The organism is Oricola thermophila (genome assembly GCF_013358405.1).
Classification (GTDB): Bacteria; Pseudomonadota; Alphaproteobacteria; order Rhizobiales; family Rhizobiaceae; genus Oricola; species Oricola thermophila.
Window position 1 is genome coordinate 3,229,135 of sequence record NZ_CP054836.1, and the last position, 20,734, is coordinate 3,249,868.

Sequence of the window (20,734 nt, forward strand, 5' to 3'; positions counted from 1 at the left end):
AAAATCAATCAGGGATATATGCCCGGCACGTGCACCGGCCAGCGGCGCGGCAGCACCGCAACGAGATCGAAGCGCAGCGACAGGCGGCCGTGATCGGGCTGGCGGGACAGCCAGAGATCGGCGGCCGCCTCGATGCGGCGCAATGCGTAGGGCGTCACCGCGTCCATGGCCTCGGCGAGGGTCGGCCGCGCCTTGACCTCGACGATGGCCACGAGATCGCCGCGACGGGCGACGAGATCGATCTCGCCCGACGGCGTGCGGTAGCGGCGGGCCAGGATGCGGAAGCCCTTGAGCCGCAGGGCCCAGGCCGCGAGCCGCTCGCCGCGTTGGCCGCGGGCATAGGCCACGCGGCGCCTTCCCTTAGCCGGTTTACTTCCCGCGCCCATCCTTCAGCTCCAGCAGGCGCGCATAGAGGGCGGATTTCGGCTGGCCGGTGGCGGCGGCGGCCTCGCGGGCGGCCTTCGACACCGGCATGGTCTCGAGCAGGTCGCGCAGCATCGCGTCCGTCCGTTCCGGCGTCCATTCCGTATCGCCGGCCGGGGCGGGGGCGACCAGCAGAACGATCTCGCCACGGACCGTTTCGGAAGCGAAGCGATCCCTCAATTCGCCTGCCGTTCCGGTGCGGATCGTCTCGAAACGCTTGGTCAGCTCGCGGGCGACGCAGACCGGGCGATCCGGGCCCATAACGTCGACGATCGCGGAAAGCGACGCCTGCAGCCGGTTGGGGGACTCGAAGGCGACCAGGGTCGACGGCTCGCGCGCCAGCTCGGCCAGCCGGGCGCGGCGGGCAGATTCCTTTGCCGGCAAAAAGCCCACGAAGCGGAAATCGTCGCTGGGCAGGCCGGAGGCGGACAGCGCGGCCAGCGTCGCCGAGGCGCCGGGCACGGGAATGACGCGAATGCCCTCCGCACGCGCGGCGGAAACAAGGCGGTAGCCGGGATCGGAGACAAGCGGCGTGCCGGCGTCGGAGACGAGGGCGACCGAGCGGCCTTCGGCCAGCGCGGCGACCAGCTTCGGGCCGGCGGCACCGGCATTGTGCTCGTGATAGGCGACCGTCTTCCGGCGGATGCCGTAGCGATCGAGCAGGCGGCGGGTGACCCGGGTGTCCTCGCAGGCAAGCAGGTCCGCGGCGGCCAGCGTCTCCAGCGCGCGGATGGTGATGTCGCCCAGATTGCCGATCGGTGTGGCGACGACGTAGAGGCCGGGTTCCAGCGGCGGGGCGGCGATCTCGTGGCCGCCGACAATGAAGCTGCGGACCGCGCTCATGCCGCCAGCTCCGCGATCAGGGCATCGAGGACGCGACGCCCGGCCGGGGTGGCGCGCAGCCGGCTGTTCGATACCGGCTCGACCAGCCGCTCGCCCTGCAGCATGGCGAGACGGGCCGGATCGAAGGACCGGCCGGACAGCGCCTCGTAGCGGGCAAGATCGATGCCCTCGGCCAGCCGCAGGCCCATCAGCAGCATCTCGTCGCCCTGGGCGGCCGCATCGAGCATCTCCTCATCGACGACGCCATGGCCGGCTTCCGCCACCCTTTCCGCCCAGCGCTCGGGGATGCGCTCCGCTATGGTGACGCGCTTCCTCCCGTCCCCGCCGGCAAAGCGGCCATGGGCGCCCGGACCCGTGCCGACATAGTCGCCATAGCGCCAGTAGGTGAGGTTGTGGCGCGATTCCGCGCCGGGCACGGCATGGTTGGAGATCTCGTAGGCCGGAAGGCCGAGCTCCGCGGTGACGGCATGGGTGAGATCGTAAAGATCGGCGGCAAGATCGGCATCCGGCAGGGCCAGCCTCCCGGCCTCGAACAGGGCGCGGAAGGGCGTGCCCTCCTCCATGGTCAGCTGGTAGAGCGACAGGTGATCGGCGGCGAGGCCGACGGCGCGGCGCAGCTCCGCCTCCCATGCGGCGAGCGCCTGGCCGGGGCGGGCATAGATCAGGTCGAAGGACAGGCGGGGGAAGGTTGCACGGGCCATGTCGATGGCACGGAGCGCCTCCTCCGTGTCATGCAGGCGGCCGAGGAATTTCAGGTCGGCGTCGTTCAGCGCCTGCACGCCCAACGACAGCCGGTTCACGCCCGCGGACCGATAGCCGGCAAAGCGCCCGGCATCGGCGGAGGACGGGTTGGCCTCCATGGTGATCTCGATGCCGGCGGGCAGGCCCCAGAGCGCGTCGGCCGTCTCCAGAAGGGCGGCGACGGTGGCCGGTTCCATCAGCGAGGGCGTGCCGCCGCCGACGAAGACGGATGTCACCTCGCGCGGGCCGGTCCAGCCGCGCATGGTCTCCATCTCGCGGCGGAAGGCGGCGAGGAAGGCCGCCTGGTCGACGCCCGCATGGCGGACATGGGAGTTGAAGTCGCAATAGGGGCACTTGGCCGCGCAGAAGGGCCAGTGGATATAGACGCCGAAGCCCGGCGTGCCGTCGTCGCCGTTCACCGGGGACCGGGCGGGATCACGTGACGCCAAGGCATTCATGCGCGAATTTCCGGAAGGCGCGGGCGCGGTGCGACAGGGCATCCGCATCGCCGGGCTTCCAGCCATGTTTCTGCTCGGCGGTCATCTCGCCGAAGGTGACATCGTGGCCGTCCGGCATGAAGACCGGATCGTAGCCGAAGCCGAGATCGCCACGCGGCGGCCATACCAGCGTGCCCTCGACCTCGCCGCGGAAATACTCGACATGGCCGTCGGGAAAGGCAAGGCAGAGCACGGAGACGAAACGGGCGGTGCGATCCGCAGGCGCGGTGGCACCCCTCTCGGCCAGCTTCTCCTCGACATTGCGCATGGCCATGGCGAAGTCGCGGCTGCCGTCGGGCAGTTGCGCCCAGTCGGCGGTATGGACGCCGGGCGCGCCGTCAAGGGCGTCGACGCACAGGCCGGAATCGTCGGAGAGCGCCGGCAGGCCGGTGGCCTCCATGGCCGCTACGGCCTTGGTGCGGGCATTCTCCTCGAAGGTGGTGCCGTGCTCCGGCGGCTCGGCAAGACCCAGCTCGCCGGCCGAGGTCACGTCGAAACCGAAAGGACCGACGAGATCGCGCATCTCGGCGAGCTTGCCGGCGTTGTGGGTGGCGAGCACGAGCTTGCCGGGTTCGAGCTTGCGGGTCATTCCAGTCCCCAGAGTTTCGGTTCCGCGATCTCGAGGCTGTTGCCCGCGGGATCGCGGAAATAGATCGAACGGGCGCCGTTGGGCCAGCGGAAATCGGCCTCGATCTCCACGCCCGCCGCCTCCAGATGCGCCCGCCAGGCATCGATTTCCACCGGATCGACCCTGAAACAGGCGTGGCCCGGACCATGCGCGCCGTGCGCCGGCACGGGCATTGCCGGGTCGGAGGGCGGGACGGCGGTCCGTTCCGGGTTGAACAGGAGCAGCACGCCCTTTCCGCAGGCGAAGAAGACGTGGCGTCCCTCGACGCGGGCGATGCGATCGAGCCCCATCACGGAGCCGTAGAAGCGCTCGGCGGCCTCAAGGTCGGCCACGTAGAGCGCCGTCTCGAGGATGCCGTCGAGGCGCGGCACGGCTCAGGCCCCGATCGCCTGCTTCTGCAGCTCGACGAGCTGCGCGATCGCCGATTCGGCCTGCGCGAAAAGCATGTCGAACTGCGCGCGGGAAAAGGGCGCGCCCTCGCCGGTGCCCTGGATCTCGACGATGCCGCCAGCACCCGTCATGACGAAGTTGGCGTCGGTCTCGGCCTCGGAATCCTCGGCATAGTCGAGGTCGGTGACGGCTGTGCCCCGGTAGATGCCGCAGGAAATGGCCGCGACGTGATCCCTCAGAACGCGCGTCTTCGACGCCATCTGGCGCTGGTGCATCCAGTCGAGGCAGTCATGCAGCGCGATCCAGCCGCCGGTGATCGAGGCGGTGCGGGTGCCGCCGTCGGCCTGCAACACGTCGCAGTCGATGGTGATCTGGCGCTCGCCGAGCGCCTCGAGATCGACAACGGCGCGCATGGAACGGCCGATCAGGCGCTGGATCTCCAGCGTGCGCCCGCCCTGCTTGCCCGACGCCGCCTCGCGGCGCATGCGGTCTCCGGTGGAACGCGGCAACATGCCGTATTCGGCGGTGACCCAGCCGCGCCCGGTGTTGCGCATCCAGCCGGGCACGCGCTCCTCCAGGCTCGCCGTGCAGAGAACGTGGGTGTCGCCGAACTTGACCAGGCAGGAGCCCTCGGCGTGCTTGGAGACGCCGCGTTCGAAGGAGATGGTGCGCATCTGGTCGGGCATGCGCCCGGACGGTCTGGCCATGGGTAATCCTCGCGATTTTCAACTGCCGGGGTTCTAGAGCAATGGCCGCGACATGCCTAGGACCAATTGTTTTGTTTGCGGATGGACACACTATATACAGGCATGACAAGCGTAACGCCGATGACCAAGATGCTGTCCAATAGCGAAATCAGCTCAGAGCTCGACGAACGGTCGCGCGAGATCTTCCGGCTGATCGTCGAGACCTATCTCGAGGAAGGCGAGCCGCTGGGCTCGCGCAACCTGTCGAAGAAGCTGCCGATGTCGCTGTCGCCGGCATCGGTGCGCAACGTCATGGCCGACCTGGAATCGCTCGGCCTGATCTATTCGCCGCATGTCTCGGCCGGACGGCTGCCGACCGAGCAGGGCCTGCGCTTCTTCGTCGATGCCTTCATGGATATCGGCGAGGTGAGCGAATCCGAGCGCGAGCTCATCGAGTCGCAGATCGCGCGCGACGGCGCCGAGAAGTCGATGGAGAGGCTGCTCACGGACGCCAGCCAGATGCTGTCGGGCCTCTCGCGCGGCGCGGGCCTCGTGCTCGCAACCAAGCGCGAAGGCATACTGAAACACATCGAGTTCATCCGGCTCGAGGAAAACAAGGCCCTGGCCGTGCTGGTGTGGGACAATGGCGACGTGGAGAACCGCGTCATCACGGTGCCCGCCGGGACGACCGCCGCACAGCTGGCGGAGGCGGCGAACTATCTCAACCACTATGGCCGCGACCACAGCCTTTCGGAGGCACGGCAGATCATCGAGCAGCGCCAGGAGGCGCTGCGCTCGGAGGTCGACGCGATCAGCGCGGACCTGATCTCGCGCGGGCTCGCCGTGTGGTCCGGCACCGAGGCCGGCCAACCGGCGCAGCTGATCGTGCGCGGACGCTCCAACCTGATCGAGAACGTGCAGGACAAGGAGCAGATCGAGCGGCTGAAGCTGCTGTTCGACGAGCTGGAGCGGAAGGACGAGATCGTGCGCATGCTGGAGCTCACGGAAGCCGGCTCGGGCGTGAAGATCTTCATCGGCTCGGAAAACCGGCTCTTCTCGCTGTCCGGCTCGTCGCTGGTGGTCGCGCCCTACCGCGATTCCAGCCGCCACGTGGTCGGCGCCATCGGCATCATCGGCCCGACCCGGCTGAACTATGCGCGCATCGTGCCGGTGGTGGACTACACGGCGCAGCTGATCAGCAAGCTGATGGAGAAGGGCTAGGGGAATCCGGCCCCTGCCCTTGATTTTTGCCGACCGAACATCGATATCGCCGTCAAAACATTTCCCTGACAACCATGGACGACATCCAGATGGCTGACGACAACAAGGCGCCTGAAGAGACCGTGCGCAGCACGGCAAATCCGCAGGATCGCGAAGCGCTGAAACGCGCTGCCGACGAAATCCTGAAGAAGGGCAAGACGCCGGAAACGGAAGACAAATCGGCCTGGGCGACGGACGAGGCAAACGACGGGACCTACGGACCCGACGGCACCTCCGGCGAGGAAGCACGCAATATCGAGGACGAGATCGCGGCGATCCAGTCGGAGAATGCCGAGATGAAGGACCGGTTGCTGCGGCTGGCCGCCGACATGGAGAACCTGCGCCGGCGCACCGCACGCGAGGTGCAGGACGCACGCGCCTTCGCGATCTCCAAGTTCGCCGCCGACATGCTGAGCGTCGCCGACAACCTGCGTCGCGCGCTCGAACACGTCACGCAGGAACAGCGCGAGACCGCCGACGAGACGCTGAAGAACCTGCTGGAAGGCGTCGAACTGACCGAGCGCGAGATGCACGCGACCCTGGAGCGCCACGGCGTCAGCAAGCTGGAACCGGAAGGCCAGAAGTTCGACCCCAATTTCCACGAGGCGCTTTTCGAGGTGCCCAATCCGGACGTGCCGAACAACACGGTGGTGCAGGTTGTGCAGGCCGGCTACCAGATTTCCGGCCGCGTGCTGCGACCGGCCAAGGTCGGCGTTGCGAAGGGCGGCCCGAAACAGGCAGCCCCGGAAGCCGAACCCGGCGCGCCGAACCCGGAAGCCGAAAAGGACGCCTGACGAAAGGGGCCGCGCAAGCGGCCCTTTTTCTTGTCAGGCCTTCACAAGGCCGGCATCGATGGCCGCCTGGCGCAGCGAGACCTGCGGGCGCGGACCGATCTGCTGGATGACGACGGCCGCCGCCAGCGAACCGAGATGCGCGCAGTCCTCCAGCGAACGGCCCTGCGTGTAGCCGTAGAGGAAACCCGCGGCGTAGAGATCGCCCGCGCCGGTGGTATCGACGAGCCTTTCGATCGGCATGGCCGAGACGCTGGCCGTCTCGCGCCGGCTCATGGCCGCCGAGCCCTTTTCCGACCGGGTGACGACGGCGAGGCTGCAATCGTCGCGCATGGCCGTGATGGCGGTCTCGAAATCGGCGGTCTGGTAGAGCGACTTCGCCTCGTCCTCGTTGGCGAATACGATGTCGACCGTGCCGGAACGCATCAGGTCGAGGAACTCGTCGCGGTAGCGGTCGACGCAGAAGGGATCGGACAGGGTCATCGACATCTCGCGGCCATGGGCATGGGCGATGTCGGCAGCCTTGCGAATGGCTTCCTTGGCGCGCGGCGGATCCCAGAGATAGCCCTCGAAGAATGTGACCTTCGAGGCCGCGACCTTGTCCTCCTCGATGTCATCGGGGCCAAGCTCGACGCAGGCGCCCAGATAGGTGTTCATGGAGCGCTCGCCGTCCGGCGTGACGAAGATCATGGAACGCGCGGTCGGCGGCGTACCGGCAAGCGGCGCCGTGTCGAAGGCGACGCCCTGAGCGCGAATGTCGTGACGGTAGATGCCGCCCAGGTGATCGTCGGAGACCTTGCCGAAGAAGGCGGCGCTTCCGCCGAGGCTGGCAATGCCCGCCGCCGTGTTGCCGGCCGAGCCGCCGGAGGTTTCGACGGCCGGCCCCATGCGGTCGTAGAGCAGTTCGGCACGCTCGGCGTCGATGAGGTTCATCGCGCCCTTGATGATGCCGTTGTCGTGCAGGAAGTCATCTTCGGCACGCGCGATGATGTCGACAATGGCGTTGCCGATGCACAGGACGTCGAACTCGGACATGGATCCCCCGGAATTGGTGTTTCCGGGCGTTTAACCCGCATGGCCCCGGTTGAGAAGGGCGGGGCGAAGAAAAGCCGCATCTTGCGATTTTCCGAAGAGATCGCCATGTGACCGGCATGATCTACTCGTCCTTCATCCTGGCGCTGCGCTCGCTGACCGATCCGGGCATGCGCCAGACCCTGTGGAAGACGCTGGGACTGACCATCCTGGCACTGATCGGTGCATGGATCGCCATCACGCAGGGCGTCACCCATCTCGCCATTCCCTGGCTCTCCGACCTGCTGCAGCTCGACTACCAGCTGCCCGAATGGACGGGCTGGCTTTCCGTTTTCGCACTGTTCGCCGCCGGTACGGGGCTGGCCGTCGTGCTGGCCTTCCTGATCGGGCCGGTCAGCGCGCTTATCGCCGGCGTGTTCCTCGACGACGCCGCCGAAAGCGTGGAACGGCACTTCTACCCCGACGATCCGCCCGGAAAACCCATGCCGATCGCCGAGGGCATATGGCTGGCCGTGCGGTTCACCGGCGTCGTCATAGCCGGCAACCTGGTGGCGCTGGTCCTGCTGCTGGTGCCGGGGATCAACCTGATCGCCTTCTTCGTCGTCAACGGCTACCTCGTGGGGCGCGAATTCTTCGAGTTCGCCTCGCGGCGCTTCGGGCCCGAGGACTACGCACGCAAGCTGCGATCGAAACACGGCGGAACGATCTTCGTCGCCGGGCTGGTGATCGCCGCCTTCATGGCGGTACCGGTGCTCAACATACTGACCCCGCTGTTCGGCGCGGCGCTGATGGTGCACCTGCACAAGGCGATAGCCGTGCGCGAGGCTGCACGGGCAAGGGCGGCCTAGCCGATCACCTGCGGCGGAAGCTCGACCAGCGGCGCCGGCACGTCGCAGCTCTTGGCCTCGTACCTGCAGAGGTCGGCGATGACGCACGCCTCGCAATCGGGCTTGCGCGCCTTGCAGCAATAGCGGCCGTGCAGGATCAGCCAGTGATGCGCGTGGAACAGGTATTCTTCCGGGATCACCCGCATCAGGTTCTCCTCCACCTCGTCCGGCGTCCTGCCGGGCGCCAGGCCGATGCGATTGGCGATGCGGAAGATGTGGGTATCCACGGCGATGGTCGGGATACCGAAGGCCATGGACATGACCACGTTCGCGGTCTTGCGGCCGACGCCCGGCAGGGTGACGAGTTCCTCGCGGGTGCGCGGCACCTCGCCGCCGAACTCCTCGACCAGCCTGCGCGAGAGCGCGATGACATTCTTCGCCTTGTTGCGCCACAGGCCGATGGTGCGGATGTATTCCCCGACCTTCTCCTCGCCCAGCGCCAGCATCTTCTCCGGCGTGTCGGCAACCCGGAACAGCTCCCTGGTCGCCCTGTTGACGCCGGCATCGGTGGCCTGGGCCGACAGGACCACGGCGACAAGCAGGGTGAAGGCGTTGACATGGGCGAGTTCGCCCTTCGGCTCCGGCCGCTGCACCGAGAAGCGACGGAAGATCTCGCGCAGCTCGTCGGGCGTGTATTTCGAGCGGGCCAGGCGGCGCCGGCGCGGCCGCGACGCGGATTTCGCGGACGACGCTGCGGCGTTTTGGGGCTTTGGCTTTTTCATTCGTCCCCTATAATGGTCCCGTATGGAGCAGACAATGCATGAACACGGCGCCCCCCCGGACCATGCCGACAAGCCGCTTTTCAACGCGCTGCTGACGCCGCACCGCTCGCTCTCGAGGAACGGCTTCACCATATTGATGGTGCTGACTGGCGGCGTGCTGCTGGTCCAGGCGTTCTTCTTCCTCGTCACCGGTGCCTGGCCGATCGCGACCTTTCTCGGCGCCGACCTGCTGGCAATCTACATCGCCTTCCGGCTCAACTACCGCTCGGGCCGGGCGCGCGAGGAAGTGCGCGTCTCGCGCCGGGAACTGCTGATCCGCAAGGTCACGCCGGCCGGAAAGGCCACCGACCACCGCTACAACCCGTTCTGGGCGCGGTTCCTGGTGGACCGGCACGAGGAAATCGGCATCACCGCCATGCGGATCACCGGCGAGGGCCGCACCACGCCGGTCGGCGCCTTCCTCAATCCCGACGACCGGGAAAGTTTCGCCGACGCCTTCAGCAACGCGCTGGCAACGGCAAGGCGCTGACCCGCGGCGTCAAGAAACGGGTGGCGGGCCGTCCCGCTTCGTGGTGAAGTCCGGCGACCGGAAGGACCACGCCATGAACGCCATGACCCAGCCGCAAACCGTACTCACCGACGAGATCACCGCCGGCGCCGACTACGAGATCGTGCGCAAGGTGATCGAGACCATCTCCGAGAACTACCGCGACCAGCCCTCGCTCGAGGAACTGGCGGCCTCCGTCAACATGGAGCCGACGGCGCTGCAGAAGCTGTTCACCCGCTGGGCGGGGCTTTCGCCCAAGGCGTTCCTGCAGGCGGTGACACTGGACCATGCGCGCCGGCTCCTGGCCAGCGACATGCCGCTGCTGGACACCGCCTACGAGGTCGGCCTGTCCGGACCGGGCCGGCTGCACGACCTGTTCGTCACCCACGAGGCGATGTCGCCGGGCGAGTTCAAGGCGAAGGGGGCGGGGCTTGCCATGCGCTACGGCTTCCATGCCTGCCCGTTCGGGCTGGCGCTGGTCATGATCACCGATCGCGGACTGGCGGGACTGGCCTTCTGCGACCCCGGCGGGGAGCGCGAGGCGCTGGCCGACATGCAGTCGCGCTGGCCGAATGCGCGCTACGGCGAGGACGTGGCGGCCACGGCGCCCTATGCGGCGCGGATCTTCGATCCCGCCAACTGGCGGCCCGACCGGCCGCTCAAGGTCGTGTTGATCGGCACGGATTTCCAGGTCTCGGTGTGGAACGCGCTGCTGAAGATCCCGATGGGCAAGGCACTCGCCTATTCCGACATCGCGCGGAAGATCGGCAAGCCGGACGCGCCGCGCGCGGTCGGGGCGGCTGTCGGCGCCAACCCTGTCTCCTTCGTGGTGCCGTGCCACCGCGCCGTCGGCAAGTCGGGCGCGCTGACCGGCTATCACTGGGGCCTGACCCGAAAGCGCGCCATCCTCGGCTGGGAGGCCGGGCAGCTGGCGCAGGTCTAGCCGGGGCTGCGCATTTTCAGTTTGCCGTCCGGTGCGCTCAGTGCGCGCCGGACATGTCGCCGAGGACTTCCTTGGAGGCGACGGTGGAATCGGCATTCAGCCGGTAGACCATCGGCACGCCGGTGGCGAGATTGAGCCTGGTGATCTCGTCCGGCGTCAGGCGGTCGAGGATCATCACCAGCGCGCGCAGGGAGTTGCCGTGGGCGGCAACCAGAACCTTCTCGCCGCGCAGCACGCGGGGCAGGATCTCGGTCATGTAGTAGGGCCAGACGCGGGCGCCAGTGTCCTTCAGGCTCTCGCCCTCGTCGCCGGGCGGCGGAACGTCGTAGGAACGGCGCCAGATGTGAACCTGCTCCTCGCCCCATTTCGCCCGCGCATCGTCCTTGTTGAGCCCGGCAAGGTCTCCGTAATTTCGCTCGTTGAGCGCCTGGTCACGGATCGTCTCCAGATCCGGCTGGCCGATGCCCTCGAGGATGATCCGGCACGTCTTCTGCGCACGCTGGAGAACCGAGGTGAAGGCGATGTCGAAGCTGATGCCGTATTCCTTCAGCGCGGCGGCACCCTGCTCGGCCTCGCGGATGCCCTGCTCGGTGAGATCGGGGTCGCGCCAGCCGGTAAAGAGATTGAGCTTGTTCCACTCGCTCTGGCCGTGGCGGACGAGAACCATGGTTCCTGACATCGAAAACTCCCTCGTTCGGATATGTCGTGCTAGCCGGTCAGTCCCAGCACGTCGTGCATTGAATAAAGGCCGGGCGCGCGGCCCGTGGCCCAGAGCGCGGCCCTGACCGCGCCGCGGGCGAAGATCATCCGGTCCTCTGCATGGTGGGACAGCGTCACCCGCTCGCCGGGACCGGCAAGGATCACCGAATGGTCGCCGACGACGGAGCCGCCGCGCAGTGTGGCGAAACCGATCGTGCCCGGCTCGCGGGCGCCGGTATGGCCGTCGCGCACGCGCACCGAATGGTCCTCCAGGCCGATCTTGCGTCCGCGCGCGGCCGCCTCGCCGAGCAGCAGCGCCGTGCCCGATGGCGCGTCGACCTTGTGGCGGTGGTGCATCTCGAGAACCTCGATGTCCCAGTCGGCGGCCTCGAGCGCGCGGGCGGCCTGCTCGACCAGGACGGACAGCAGGATGACGCCCATGCTCATGTTGCCGGACTTGACGATGGCCGTCTTCCGCGCGGCAGCGGCGACGGCGGCCTCGTCGTCGGCGGACAGGCCGGTGGTGCCGATGACATGGGCGATGCCGGACGTCGCCGCGTATTCGGCCACGGCAACCGTTGCCGCCGGGGCGGTGAAGTCGAGAACGGCATCGGCATCGGCAAAGGCCGCTTCCATGGTGTCGGAGACGGAAATGCCGCTCGGCTCGAGGCCCGCCAGCGTGCCGCAATCCGCGCCGACATGGGGCGAGCCCTCGCGCTCCAGCGCGCCGGAAAGCTCCGCGCCCCCGGTCTCAGAGATGGCGCGGATCAGGTTGCGGCCCATGCGGCCACCGGCGCCGACAACGGCGATGCGTGTCTTTTCCATTTCCCTATCCCGTTTGCTTGGCTTGCGTTTCGCCCGGTCGCGGCGCCTCCAGAAGGTTCGGCGCGCTTTCGCCCTGAAGCCGGTAGAAACGCGCATATACGCCGTCCGGCTTGCCGATCAGGGATGCGTGGTTTCCCTCCTCGACCACCCGGCCGGCCTCCATGACGACGATCTTGTCGGCACCGACAACCGTGGAGAGGCGGTGGGCGATCACGATGGTCGTGCGGCCCCGCATCGCCTTGTCGAGCGCGTCCTGGACCAGCTTCTCAGACTCGTTGTCCAACGCGGAGGTGGCCTCGTCAAGAAGCAGGATCGGCGCGTTGCGCACGAAGGCACGGGCGATCGACAGACGCTGGCGCTGGCCGCCGGACAGCGTGACGCCGTTCTCGCCGACCGGGGTGTCGTAGCCCTGCGGCTGAGAAAGGATGAACTCCTCCGCGTTGGCGAGGCGGGCGGCCTCCTCGATCTCGGCGTCGGTGGCATCCTCGCGGCCGTAGCGGATGTTGTCGCGGATCGTGCCCTCGAAGAGATAGGGCTGCTGCGAGACATAGGCGATGGCACCGCGCAGCGACGCCATGGTCACGGAACCAATGTCCTGGCCGTCGATCGATATGGTGCCGGATTGCGGATCGTAGAAACGCTGCAGCAGGGCAATGACCGTGGATTTTCCTGCACCCGAGGCACCGACGATCGCCGTGGTCTTTCCGGCCTCGGCGACGAAGGACAGGTCGTGCAGGACGGGGCCGCCGGCCGGATAGGCGAAACCGACCCGGTCAAACACGATCCGGCCGTCGGAAACGGCCAGCGAAGCGGCTCCCGCCACATCCTCCTGCCTCACCTCCATGTCGATCAGCTCGTAGATCATGCGCGCATTGACCATGGCGCGCTCCATGTTGACCTGGAGGCGGGCAAGCCGCTTGGCCGGCTCGTAGGCGAGCATCAGCGCGGCAATGAAGGCGAGCGTCGAGCCGGGCGGCTCGTCGACGACAATGGCGCGGTAGCCGCCATAGGCGATGACACCTGCGATCACTATGCCGGCAAGGATGTCGGACATCGGCGTGACGCGCTCGGAAATCCCGGCCAGCCGGTCGGCGCGCTCGCGCGCCTGCTCGATCAGCCGGCCGACGCGGGCGGTCAGCTGCTCCTCCATGGTGAAGGCCTTGACCACGGTAATGCCCTGGGCGACCTCCTGCATGGAGCCGATGACATGGGCGTTGAGCAGCACCGTATCGCGCACGACGCCCCGAATGCGCCGCGACACGTAGGCCACCGCGAGCACCATGGGCGGGCCGATCAGCAAGGAAGCGAGGGAAAGCACCCAGTCCTGCGTCACCATCACGCCGACAAGGCCGACCAGCGACAGCAGGTCACGCGCAAGCGAGGTGACGGTCAGGTTGAGCACGTCGCGGATGGCGGTGATGTTCTGGTTGATGCGGGCGGCCAGTTCGCCGGAGCGGGAATCGGCAAAGAAGTCGACGCCGAGCGCCATCAGCTTGGCGAATACCCGCTTCTGGTAGCGGGCGACGATGTCGTTGCCGACACGCGCGAGGATGACCGCTTGCCCGTAAGTGGCAAGGCCGCGCACCAGAAAGGCGACGAGAACGGCCGCGCAGATCCAGACGATCAGATCCTCGCGGCGATTGTAGAAGATCTCGTTGATGACGTCGCGCAGGATCCACGCCGAAAAGGCGGTCGTGATGGCGACGAGAACGAGGCAGCCCGCGGCAACCGCATAGGCGCCGACATAGTCCCGGCCGTTTTCCGCGACGACACGGCGGAGAAGGGAAAAGACATTCCCCGCCATGTGCAACCTGTTGCCCTGGTCCCCGTTCAACGGCCTGTCCGTATCATCCTGCCTCGAAAATCGCGCGAGCTATACATGAGGCATGCGCGAAATGATACAGGGCAGATCGTCCTATCGCCCGGGGGCCTCCTGCGCGCGCCACCAGCGCCCGGTGGTATCGACGCCGAAACGGGCCGGCATGCGCGCATAGGCGGAAAGGCCCTCCAGCGGCGCCTGGTCGTGGGTGATGACATAGACCGGAATCTGCTCCAGCAGGTTGCGATGCGGCTCCTTGTTGTCGAAGGCGGCGCGGAAGCGGTTGTCGTCGAGGAGGCCCAGCACCTTCCTGGTGATGCCGCCGGTCAGGTAGATGCCGCCGCGCGCCATGAAGACCAGCGCCATGTCGCCCGACACGCGGGCGAGATAGTCGAAGAACAGTTGCACCGTCTCCACCGCCACCGTGTCGGAACCCTCGAAGGCCGCGGCGGTGATCTCCTCGGGCTTCGACAGGACGTCGGGCCGCCCGTCTGCCCGGGCGATGGCGCCGTAGAGATTGACAATACCGCGGCCGCACAAGACCTGCTCGCCCGACACGCGGCCGCCGATGGTCTCCAGATGCGGGAAGATGGCGTAGTCGCGCTCGGTGCGCGGGCCGAGATCGACGTGACCGCCCTCGCCTGCGACCGGAATCCAGGAATTGGCGCCGTGGACGATGCCGGCGACACCGAGCCCGGTGCCGGGGCCGATGACGACACGGTTGGCACTGTCGATGCGCTCGCCGCCGCCGACCTTCTGGAGATGCTCGTCATCGAGCGCAACCACCGCAAGCGCCTGCGCCTCGTAGTCGTTCATCACCAGCACGTCGGAAAAGCCCATCTCGGCGATCAGGCGCTTCGGACGAACCACCCAGTCGCAATTGGTCAGGTCGATCTCGTCGCCATCGGTCGGCCCGGCGACCGCGAGAACAGCCGACTGCGGAATGATCGAGGTCTTGTCGAGGACGACCTGCTGGATCGCCGCGTCGAGCGTCTCGTAATCGGCCGTCTTTATGGACGGAAACCGTTTCGGCTCCGCATTTGCATCGACGATAATGGCAAATCGCGCATTGGTGCCGCCGATATCGGCAATCAGGACCGGAAACGGCAAGCGCATTTCAGTTTCCGAACGGCCATTGGACATAACGCAGCTCTCCTTCCGGCATGGTGACGGGCGGAACGAACGCCCCCGCGCGGCCGCGCGCGACTGGCGTCAATCGACGCCGCCCGCTCCTTCACCCTGCCTGGTTAAATCGTTTGAACCCGATTAATCCAAAAGTCGAAGCGTTGGAAGGGCGAAATCGCGCCCGCATTGCTATTCCGGCCTCCTGGCCGGTACCGGAACGATCGGGGGCAGGCGCGAGGCCGCCACGCGCGGCGGCTCGACCGGCACGGCGGTGGAACGCGCCAGCCGCGGATCGTAACCGGAATCGAAGGTGACCAGCGACTCGTCGGCGGGCGCCGGCTCGCCCAGGACCCTCGCACAGGCGGCGGGCAGGTCGGCGAGCGTGACGACCCGGGGTTTCGCCGGTTTCGCACCCGGCTTCGGCTTTTTCGGTGCCCAGGGCTCGGAGGTGAACCACCAGTCCAGCGACTTGTCGCAGCCATTGCCGGAGCCGGTCGACTGCTGAGGCTTGCAGCCCGGCGATCCCTCCGGGCAGAACAGGCGGATGTGGAAATGATAGTGGTGGCCGTAATAGGGGCGAAGCTTGTTCATCCAGGGATCGTTGGCGCGCTCCTCGCCATAGGTATCGCACATCGCCTTCTTGATGCCGGGATGGATGAAGATGCGCTGGACCTCCGGATAGGAGGCGGCGCGCTTCAGCAGCCGCGCATGGGCGGGCGTCCACTTCCGCGGATCAACATGGAGCGAATCCTTCTTCAGCACGGAAACGGCCGACATGTTGGCGCGCTCGCTGACCGACAGGCGGCGATCCGGCATCGGGGTCAGCCAGACATCGGCATCAAGGCCGACCTGGTGTGAGGCATGCCCCGACAGCATCGGCCCGCCACGCGGCTGCGAGATGTCGCCCACCAGAAGGCCCGGCCAGCCGTCCTGGACGGCCTCGCGCGACAGGCGCTGCAAAAGCGCGATCATCTTCGGATGGCCCCAGCGGCGATTCCGCTCCAGCCGCATGGCCTGCCAGGTCGGTCCGTCGACCGGCATGGCGACAGCGCCCGAAATGCACCCCTTCGAGTAGAAGCCATGCGCCTGCGGCTCGGAGACCGACGGCAACGGAACGCGGCCGAACAGCTCCTTGGCCGCGGTCTGGGCATGGGCGGGCACGGCCAGCGCCGAAATCGCCGCGGCGGCGGCAAGTGTCAGTAAGCTTTTCAACTGCATCGGCATTCGCCTCATCGACTGGTCGGTGGATTCTAGCCCTGTTCGCCGCGCCAAGTCACGGGCGCACGCGATATAACACCAGCGGTTCGCCGACGGTCTGCCTCACCGGTTCCAGCCAGTCCGGCACGGCATCCGACCGCAGGGCGGCCTGCAGGCCACCGGGCGCGGCGCGCATGAAATCCGCCGCATCGGCTGCGCGCATGCAATCGGCCACGATCGTCACCCCCCCGGCGCGCAATATGCCGCGGGCCACGGCCGGCGGCGCCGTCATCGCCTCGATCAGCAAGAGATTGCCGGCGGTGTTGCGATGATAGGGACCGGCAACGGCGCGGTGATTCGTGTGCAGCAGGATCATTGCGCCGATATCCGTGGCACCGAGCACCACCCCCTCCGGCTCGGTGGCGAGCGGCGCGTAGAGATCGGCGGCATAGCAATAGTCGCGCGGCGAGACCGAGGCGGCCTGTTCATGCAATGTCGGCGTGCCGGAAAACAGGTTTGCCGCCTGCGCGCCGGCGATCCACCAGAGGAAGTTGAGCGACACTGCCCACGCGCCGGCAAGGCGCAGTGAATCGGTGGTGCCGCGTTTCTCCGGCATGGAGGCGCGCAGGCGACCGATCCAGAAGCCGAGCGGAAGGACGGCAAAGACCGCGGCGAAGACAAATCCGCGCTGCTGCCAGGCGGTGACCGCAAGCCCCATTGCCAGGAACGCCGCGAACACGACGGACTGGTGCCGCGGCAGCGGCCGGCCCGTCGCCGCCCCGACCAGCGCGACGACGAGAGCAACGCCAGCCATGCCGTAGAGGCCGGGTATGGCGAACGGATCCTCGCGCCAGAGATCGGCGAGCGAGCGCGTCTCGATCACGCCCTCCAGCCAGAATTCGCGCAGCCGCGGATCCAGCGAGGCAAGGGGGTTCGCGAGACAGTGCGGAAACAGAAGCACGACAACGGCCAAGAACGCCGCCGCCAGAAGCATGAGGGACAGCACGCGGCCGGACAGGCGTCGCGGAAGGGCGGTCGCGGCGACAAGGCCGAGACCACCGGCCAGCCCGGTCACGAGATGAAAGGAGGAGAAGCCGTCGCAGGCGTCGTCCGTCCAGCGGGCGGGCGCAACGGTGGCGAGGAAGACCGCGCCGGCGGTAAGGGCGACCGAAACACCGAAGGCGCGGGCCGCGCGCGGCGACACGGCTCCGGCGACATAGCCCAGCGAGACGACCGCGCCGGCCACCGCCACATAGGGAAGGACCTCCATGCCGATGGCCAGCATGAGAACGGCCACCAAGCCGGCCGCCGCATGGGCCGCCACCGGCCGGCTGCCAGGCAGGAGCAGGGCCAGCAGCCACAGCGCCAGCGCCGCCTGGATATTGTGATGGTCGAGCGAACCGGGCGCGAAGACGCCGACGGTCCACATGGCGACGGCGCCGACCACGGCGACGGGCAGGCGCAGGGCCTCGTTTGCGGTGCGCCCGCAGGCCGTCATAAGCGCCATGAGGGCGAGGAACTGCACCAGCGCAGGCCAGAGGACGCGGGCCAGCCATTCCCCGAACGCGGCGTCGCCGGCGATCCGCGTGCCAAGGAAGGCGATGGCGGCGATCGGCGCATCGACAAGGCGCGACCAGTGCATCGGCGTGCCACCGTCGAGGCCGAGCCGGTATTGCGTCAGGTCGAACCAGTCCTGCCCGGCAAGCAGGTCACGCACCTGGACAAGGCGGACGAGATCGTCGGAATTGGGAATGCCCGGTCCATCCATGGAGGGCAGGCCGATCGCCGTGACGAACAGCGTGCCGGCCATCGCAAGCAGGGCCGGATCGAGGCGGCGCAGGGGCTGGGCCGGGCGCATCCCGGTTTCACTCGGCTCTGAAAGGACGGTCATTTCGGGCAATCCGCGGCACTACTGGTCTCGCTAAACCTAAACTTAACCGGATCAAGAAAAGGTAAAGCACAGAAATCGCGAGGCCCGCCCCATGCCGACTGACACGACCCGAAACGCGCCCGACATCGCGGTCATCCTGCCTTGCTACAACGAGGGACTGACCATCGGCGACGTCGTCAGGCGATTCCGCGAGACGCTTCCGGGCGCGCGGATATACGTGTTCGACAACAACTCCAACGACAACACGGCGATCATGGCCCGGCTGGCAGGCGCCACGGTGGTGCGCGAGCGCCGGCAGGGCAAGGGCCACGTGGTGCGGCGCATGTTCGCCGACATCGACGCCGACATCTACATCATGGCCGACGGCGACGGCACCTATGCGCCCGAGGATGCGCCGCAACTGGTGACGACGCTGCTCAGCGAGCGCGTGGACATGGCCGTGGGCATCCGCTCCGGGGTGAAGGACGATGCGGGCCGCACGGGCCATGCCTTCGGCAACCGCGTCTTCAACGGCATCTATCGCTACCTGTTCGGCGCAGACTTTTCGGACATCCTGTCGGGATACCGCGCCTTCACGCGCCGGTTCGTGAAGAGCTTCCCCGCGATCTCGCACGGTTTCGAGATCGAGACGGAGATGTCGGTCCATGCCAGCCAGCTGAAACTGCCCGTGGCCGAGGTGGAACTCGACTATGGCCGCCGGCCCGAGGGATCGACCTCAAAGCTGTCGACCTTCCGCGACGGGCTGAAGATCCTGATGATGTTCGCGCGGCTGATGAAGGAAACCCAGCCGTTCCGCTTCTTCACCGTCATCGCGGGCATGCTGCTCGCGGCGAGCATCTTCTTCATGATTCCGCCAGTCTACGAGTACCTGACCACCGGGCTGGTCGACCGCGTACCGACCTGGGTCGGCGCGATCGGCATACTGATCCTGTCCCTGCTGACCTTCGTGACCGGGCTGATCCTGGATTCAGTGGCCGCCGGACGGGTCGAACAGATGCGCATGGCCTATCTCGCGCAACCGCCGCTGCGCGGCGAATCGCGCGCTTCGGGCACGCCGGCGACCGGTCGACGCGGCGCGCCGAAAGGTGTATCGACCGCGACCAAGACAAAACGGAAGAAGAAGGCCGAGTCGGCCGCCTGATGCCGGCTCCCCGGAAACGAAATGCGCGACATCGTATCAAAACACCGCATCCTGCGGCTGGCCAGCTTCGCCGTCGCGGGGGGCACCGGCTTCATCGTCGACGCCTCGGTGCTGACGCTGCTCATGAAGTTCACGCCGATGGGGCCGTTCTCGGCGCGCGTCTTCGCCATCGCCGCGGCGATGTTCACCACCTGGATGATCAACCGCAACATCACCTTCGGCAAGAGCGGCCGCCACGTGGTCAAGGAGGGCGCGCGCTACGGATTCGTGGCGCTGATGGGCGCCGGGCTCAACTACGCCATCTATTCCGGTCTCCTGCTGGCGGCACCCGGACTGTTCCCGCCGCTGGCGGCACTCGTCATAGCGGTCGCCGTCGTGACCGTGTTCTCCTATCTCGGCTACTCGCGCTTCGTCTTCAACCGCGCCTGACGGCCGCATGACGGGGGACTCCACGACGCGCCGTTCCATACCCATATGGATGGCATGACGATTCCGTTCCTGCATGGCGATCACATCATATTGCGACAGCACAGGGCGCTGAACGCGCTGCACACCTGGCTGCTGTCGGCCGGCAGCATGGCACTGCTCGCCGTCACCGCATGGACCATCGCCGGCGCGACAGGCATCCTCTACGCGGTGGCGATCGGCATCATGACGCTCGTCGCCGCACAGCGCATATCGCCGACGATGGTACTGCGCATGTACAAGGCCGAGCCGGTAACACCCTTCAACTTCCCGGAAGGCTACCGGCTGATCAACGAGCTGGCCGACAGGGCGGGCCTGCCGGCAACACCGAAACTGCATGTCGTGCCGTCGCGGATGCTGAACGCATTCGCGGTCGGCCGACGCGACGATTCCGCGATCGCCGTCACCGACGGGCTGCTGCGCAGCGTCACGCTGCGCGAGCTGGCCGGCGTGCTGGCGCACGAAACGACCCATATCGCCAACGAGGACATAAAGGTGATGGCGCTGGCGGACATGGTATCGCGCATGACCTCGACGCTCTCGACCGTCGGCATGCTGGCGATCCTGTTCAACCTGTCGGGCTTCTTCGGCCACATCCCCTGGCTCGGCGTCCTTGCCATGATCTTCGCGCCGACCATCGGCGGGCTGTTGCAGCTGGCGCTTTCGCGCACGCGCGAATTCGACGCCGACTACGGCGCGGCCCTGCTGACGGGCGACCCCGACGGGCTTGCCTCGGCGCTGATAAAGCTGGAACAGGCGCACGGCCGGCGATGGGAAGGCATGGTGCTGCCCGGCGGCCGCATTCCCGACCCCTCGATCCTGCGCACCCACCCGCCGACCGAGGAACGCATCGCACGGCTGATGGAACTGAAAAGCGCGCTGGGGCCGCAGACGGCGATGAGCCATGCGACGCCGGGCGCACGGCTTCCGCGCGGCCGGTCCCCTGTGCCGCAGATCAGGCTGTCGCGGCGCGAGCGGGATCTCTTCGACCACTGGCTCTCCCTGGCCGGGGAATTGCCGGAGCGCGAGCCGCTGACCGACGATTCGGGATGCAGCGGCCCGGCCTGCGCGGACGGGCTGAATCCGTGGGAACGGCACGGCAAGGGGCCGCGCATCCGCATCCGGCGCGGCGGCGTCTGGTGGTGACCGCCCGTCCGGCCACCCTTCCGCGCGACGCCGAGG

General features: G+C 67.5%; 22 protein-coding genes. 8 read left to right on the forward strand and 14 right to left on the reverse strand.

All coding sequences use genetic code 11. The features are described from left to right. Nucleotides 1–8: 8 nt before the first annotated feature. From HTY61_RS15520 to rph, 6 genes are read right to left on the reverse strand one after another with little or no spacing between them, the layout of a single operon-like run. Nucleotides 9–386: a YraN family protein gene (locus HTY61_RS15520; RefSeq protein ID WP_175277653.1), complete on the reverse strand. Its 378-nt coding sequence runs from the start codon at nucleotides 384–386 to the stop codon at nucleotides 9–11. Next, nucleotides 370–1,266 carry a 16S rRNA (cytidine(1402)-2'-O)-methyltransferase gene (gene rsmI, locus HTY61_RS15525; protein WP_175277654.1) on the reverse strand — a complete coding sequence of 299 codons (897 nt, stop codon included), beginning with the start codon at nucleotides 1,264–1,266 and terminating at the stop codon, nucleotides 370–372. The genes HTY61_RS15520 and rsmI overlap by 17 nt, the downstream gene beginning before the upstream one ends. Then, the gene (gene hemW, locus HTY61_RS15530; RefSeq protein ID WP_197945325.1) at nucleotides 1,263–2,465 is read right to left on the reverse strand and encodes a radical SAM family heme chaperone HemW; all 1,203 of its coding nucleotides are present in this window, start codon (nucleotides 2,463–2,465) and stop codon (nucleotides 1,263–1,265) included. Before hemW ends, rsmI begins: the two co-directional genes overlap by 4 nt. Further along, nucleotides 2,443–3,093, reverse strand: a complete 651-nt coding sequence (rdgB, locus tag HTY61_RS15535) for an RdgB/HAM1 family non-canonical purine NTP pyrophosphatase (protein WP_175277655.1) — start codon at nucleotides 3,091–3,093, stop codon at nucleotides 2,443–2,445. Before rdgB ends, hemW begins: the two co-directional genes overlap by 23 nt. After that, nucleotides 3,090–3,503: a VOC family protein gene (locus HTY61_RS15540; RefSeq protein ID WP_175277656.1), complete on the reverse strand. Its 414-nt coding sequence runs from the start codon at nucleotides 3,501–3,503 to the stop codon at nucleotides 3,090–3,092. Before HTY61_RS15540 ends, rdgB begins: the two co-directional genes overlap by 4 nt. 3 nt (nucleotides 3,504–3,506) lie before the next feature. Beyond that, nucleotides 3,507–4,229 (reverse strand): ribonuclease PH, encoded by a 723-nt coding sequence (gene rph / locus HTY61_RS15545; protein ID WP_175277657.1) that lies wholly within the window; start codon nucleotides 4,227–4,229, stop codon nucleotides 3,507–3,509. Nucleotides 4,230–4,331: 102 nt separating this feature from the next. Here rph and hrcA point away from each other — a divergent pair, with 102 nt between their 5' ends. Together hrcA and grpE are read left to right on the forward strand one after the other, a co-directional pair. Then, nucleotides 4,332–5,429, forward strand: a complete 1,098-nt coding sequence (gene hrcA, locus HTY61_RS15550; RefSeq protein WP_246272826.1) for a heat-inducible transcriptional repressor HrcA — start codon at nucleotides 4,332–4,334, stop codon at nucleotides 5,427–5,429. Between the two features lie 89 nt (nucleotides 5,430–5,518). Beyond that, nucleotides 5,519–6,262 (forward strand): nucleotide exchange factor GrpE, encoded by a 744-nt coding sequence (gene grpE / locus HTY61_RS15555; protein ID WP_175277658.1) that lies wholly within the window; start codon nucleotides 5,519–5,521, stop codon nucleotides 6,260–6,262. Between the two features lie 33 nt (nucleotides 6,263–6,295). Here the strand turns inward: grpE and HTY61_RS15560 are convergent, their stop codons facing one another. Further along, nucleotides 6,296–7,294 (reverse strand): adenosine kinase, encoded by a 999-nt coding sequence (locus HTY61_RS15560; RefSeq protein ID WP_175277659.1) that lies wholly within the window; start codon nucleotides 7,292–7,294, stop codon nucleotides 6,296–6,298. 116 nt (nucleotides 7,295–7,410) lie between these two features. Here HTY61_RS15560 and HTY61_RS15565 point away from each other — a divergent pair, with 116 nt between their 5' ends. Continuing rightward, nucleotides 7,411–8,139, forward strand: coding sequence for a sulfate transporter family protein (locus HTY61_RS15565; RefSeq protein WP_175278587.1), 729 nt, complete (start codon nucleotides 7,411–7,413; stop codon nucleotides 8,137–8,139). Here HTY61_RS15565 and nth read toward each other — a convergent pair. Further along, on the reverse strand, nucleotides 8,136–8,900 hold the full coding sequence (nth, locus tag HTY61_RS15570; RefSeq protein WP_175277660.1) for an endonuclease III: 765 nt from the start codon (nucleotides 8,898–8,900) through the stop codon (nucleotides 8,136–8,138). The genes HTY61_RS15565 and nth overlap by 4 nt on opposite strands. Nucleotides 8,901–8,934: 34 nt before the next feature. Between nth and HTY61_RS15575 the strand changes: the two genes are divergently transcribed. Beyond that, the gene (locus tag HTY61_RS15575; protein ID WP_175277661.1) at nucleotides 8,935–9,429 is read left to right on the forward strand and encodes a DUF2244 domain-containing protein; all 495 of its coding nucleotides are present in this window, start codon (nucleotides 8,935–8,937) and stop codon (nucleotides 9,427–9,429) included. 73 nt (nucleotides 9,430–9,502) lie between these two features. Then, on the forward strand, nucleotides 9,503–10,390 hold the full coding sequence (locus HTY61_RS15580; protein WP_175277662.1) for a methylated-DNA--[protein]-cysteine S-methyltransferase: 888 nt from the start codon (nucleotides 9,503–9,505) through the stop codon (nucleotides 10,388–10,390). A 37-nt stretch (nucleotides 10,391–10,427) separates the two neighbouring features. Here the strand turns inward: HTY61_RS15580 and HTY61_RS15585 are convergent, their stop codons facing one another. The 6 genes from HTY61_RS15585 to HTY61_RS15610 all read right to left on the reverse strand — a co-directional run bounded on the left by HTY61_RS15585 (nucleotide 10,428) and on the right by HTY61_RS15610 (nucleotide 17,946). Then, the gene (locus tag HTY61_RS15585) at nucleotides 10,428–11,069 is read right to left on the reverse strand and encodes a 2,3-bisphosphoglycerate-dependent phosphoglycerate mutase (RefSeq protein WP_175277663.1); all 642 of its coding nucleotides are present in this window, start codon (nucleotides 11,067–11,069) and stop codon (nucleotides 10,428–10,430) included. Between the two features lie 29 nt (nucleotides 11,070–11,098). Continuing rightward, a complete protein-coding gene (dapB, locus tag HTY61_RS15590) occupies nucleotides 11,099–11,914 on the reverse strand; it encodes a 4-hydroxy-tetrahydrodipicolinate reductase (protein ID WP_175277664.1) in 816 nt (271 codons plus the stop codon). A gap of 4 nt (nucleotides 11,915–11,918) precedes the next feature. Further along, entirely contained in the window at nucleotides 11,919–13,718 is a 1,800-nt protein-coding gene (locus HTY61_RS15595) for an ABC transporter ATP-binding protein (protein ID WP_175278588.1), read from the reverse strand. A 111-nt stretch (nucleotides 13,719–13,829) separates the two neighbouring features. Beyond that, complete coding sequence (locus HTY61_RS15600) at nucleotides 13,830–14,849, reverse strand: glucokinase (RefSeq protein ID WP_246272827.1); 1,020 nt, start codon at nucleotides 14,847–14,849, stop codon at nucleotides 13,830–13,832. Nucleotides 14,850–15,047: 198 nt separating this feature from the next. Beyond that, nucleotides 15,048–16,076 (reverse strand): penicillin-insensitive murein endopeptidase, encoded by a 1,029-nt coding sequence (gene mepA / locus HTY61_RS15605; RefSeq protein ID WP_175277666.1) that lies wholly within the window; start codon nucleotides 16,074–16,076, stop codon nucleotides 15,048–15,050. A 55-nt stretch (nucleotides 16,077–16,131) separates the two neighbouring features. Further along, nucleotides 16,132–17,946, reverse strand: coding sequence for a GtrA family protein (locus HTY61_RS15610; protein WP_175277667.1), 1,815 nt, complete (start codon nucleotides 17,944–17,946; stop codon nucleotides 16,132–16,134). Nucleotides 17,947–18,037: 91 nt separating this feature from the next. On the opposite strand from HTY61_RS15610, the gene HTY61_RS15615 reads away from it, so the two are divergent. The 3 genes from HTY61_RS15615 to HTY61_RS15625 are packed head-to-tail and all read left to right on the forward strand — an operon-like array spanning nucleotide 18,038 to nucleotide 20,698. Further along, nucleotides 18,038–19,087, forward strand: a complete 1,050-nt coding sequence (locus tag HTY61_RS15615) for a glycosyltransferase (protein WP_175277668.1) — start codon at nucleotides 18,038–18,040, stop codon at nucleotides 19,085–19,087. Nucleotides 19,088–19,108: 21 nt separating this feature from the next. Further along, nucleotides 19,109–19,516, forward strand: a complete 408-nt coding sequence (locus HTY61_RS15620) for a GtrA family protein (RefSeq protein WP_428978267.1) — start codon at nucleotides 19,109–19,111, stop codon at nucleotides 19,514–19,516. A gap of 54 nt (nucleotides 19,517–19,570) precedes the next feature. Continuing rightward, nucleotides 19,571–20,698 carry a zinc metalloprotease HtpX gene (locus tag HTY61_RS15625; RefSeq protein WP_175277669.1) on the forward strand — a complete coding sequence of 376 codons (1,128 nt, stop codon included), beginning with the start codon at nucleotides 19,571–19,573 and terminating at the stop codon, nucleotides 20,696–20,698. The last annotated feature ends 36 nt before the right edge of the window (nucleotides 20,699–20,734 follow it).

Bases quoted from the DNA above. Each gene is read 5' to 3' on its own strand.
- HTY61_RS15520 (WP_175277653.1), bottom strand. From the start codon at position 386: ATGGGCGCGGGAAGTAAACCGGCTAAGGGAAGGCGCCGCGTGGCCTAT.
- rsmI (WP_175277654.1), bottom strand. From the start codon at position 1,266: ATGAGCGCGGTCCGCAGCTTCATTGTCGGCGGCCACGAGATCGCCGCC.
- hemW (WP_197945325.1), bottom strand. From the start codon at position 2,465: ATGAATGCCTTGGCGTCACGTGATCCCGCCCGGTCCCCGGTGAACGGC.
- rdgB (WP_175277655.1), bottom strand. From the start codon at position 3,093: ATGACCCGCAAGCTCGAACCCGGCAAGCTCGTGCTCGCCACCCACAAC.
- rph (WP_175277657.1), bottom strand. From the start codon at position 4,229: ATGGCCAGACCGTCCGGGCGCATGCCCGACCAGATGCGCACCATCTCC.
- hrcA (WP_246272826.1), top strand. From the start codon at position 4,332: ATGACAAGCGTAACGCCGATGACCAAGATGCTGTCCAATAGCGAAATC.
- grpE (WP_175277658.1), top strand. From the start codon at position 5,519: ATGGCTGACGACAACAAGGCGCCTGAAGAGACCGTGCGCAGCACGGCA.
- HTY61_RS15560 (WP_175277659.1), bottom strand. From the start codon at position 7,294: ATGTCCGAGTTCGACGTCCTGTGCATCGGCAACGCCATTGTCGACATC.
- HTY61_RS15565 (WP_175278587.1), top strand. From the start codon at position 7,411: ATGATCTACTCGTCCTTCATCCTGGCGCTGCGCTCGCTGACCGATCCG.
- nth (WP_175277660.1), bottom strand. From the start codon at position 8,900: ATGAAAAAGCCAAAGCCCCAAAACGCCGCAGCGTCGTCCGCGAAATCC.
- HTY61_RS15575 (WP_175277661.1), top strand. From the start codon at position 8,935: ATGCATGAACACGGCGCCCCCCCGGACCATGCCGACAAGCCGCTTTTC.
- HTY61_RS15580 (WP_175277662.1), top strand. From the start codon at position 9,503: ATGAACGCCATGACCCAGCCGCAAACCGTACTCACCGACGAGATCACC.
- HTY61_RS15585 (WP_175277663.1), bottom strand. From the start codon at position 11,069: ATGTCAGGAACCATGGTTCTCGTCCGCCACGGCCAGAGCGAGTGGAAC.
- dapB (WP_175277664.1), bottom strand. From the start codon at position 11,914: ATGGAAAAGACACGCATCGCCGTTGTCGGCGCCGGTGGCCGCATGGGC.
- HTY61_RS15595 (WP_175278588.1), bottom strand. From the start codon at position 13,718: ATGGCGGGGAATGTCTTTTCCCTTCTCCGCCGTGTCGTCGCGGAAAAC.
- HTY61_RS15600 (WP_246272827.1), bottom strand. From the start codon at position 14,849: ATGCGCTTGCCGTTTCCGGTCCTGATTGCCGATATCGGCGGCACCAAT.
- mepA (WP_175277666.1), bottom strand. From the start codon at position 16,076: ATGCAGTTGAAAAGCTTACTGACACTTGCCGCCGCCGCGGCGATTTCG.
- HTY61_RS15610 (WP_175277667.1), bottom strand. From the start codon at position 17,946: ATGACCGTCCTTTCAGAGCCGAGTGAAACCGGGATGCGCCCGGCCCAG.
- HTY61_RS15615 (WP_175277668.1), top strand. From the start codon at position 18,038: ATGCCGACTGACACGACCCGAAACGCGCCCGACATCGCGGTCATCCTG.
- HTY61_RS15620 (WP_428978267.1), top strand. From the start codon at position 19,109: ATGCGCGACATCGTATCAAAACACCGCATCCTGCGGCTGGCCAGCTTC.
- HTY61_RS15625 (WP_175277669.1), top strand. From the start codon at position 19,571: ATGACGATTCCGTTCCTGCATGGCGATCACATCATATTGCGACAGCAC.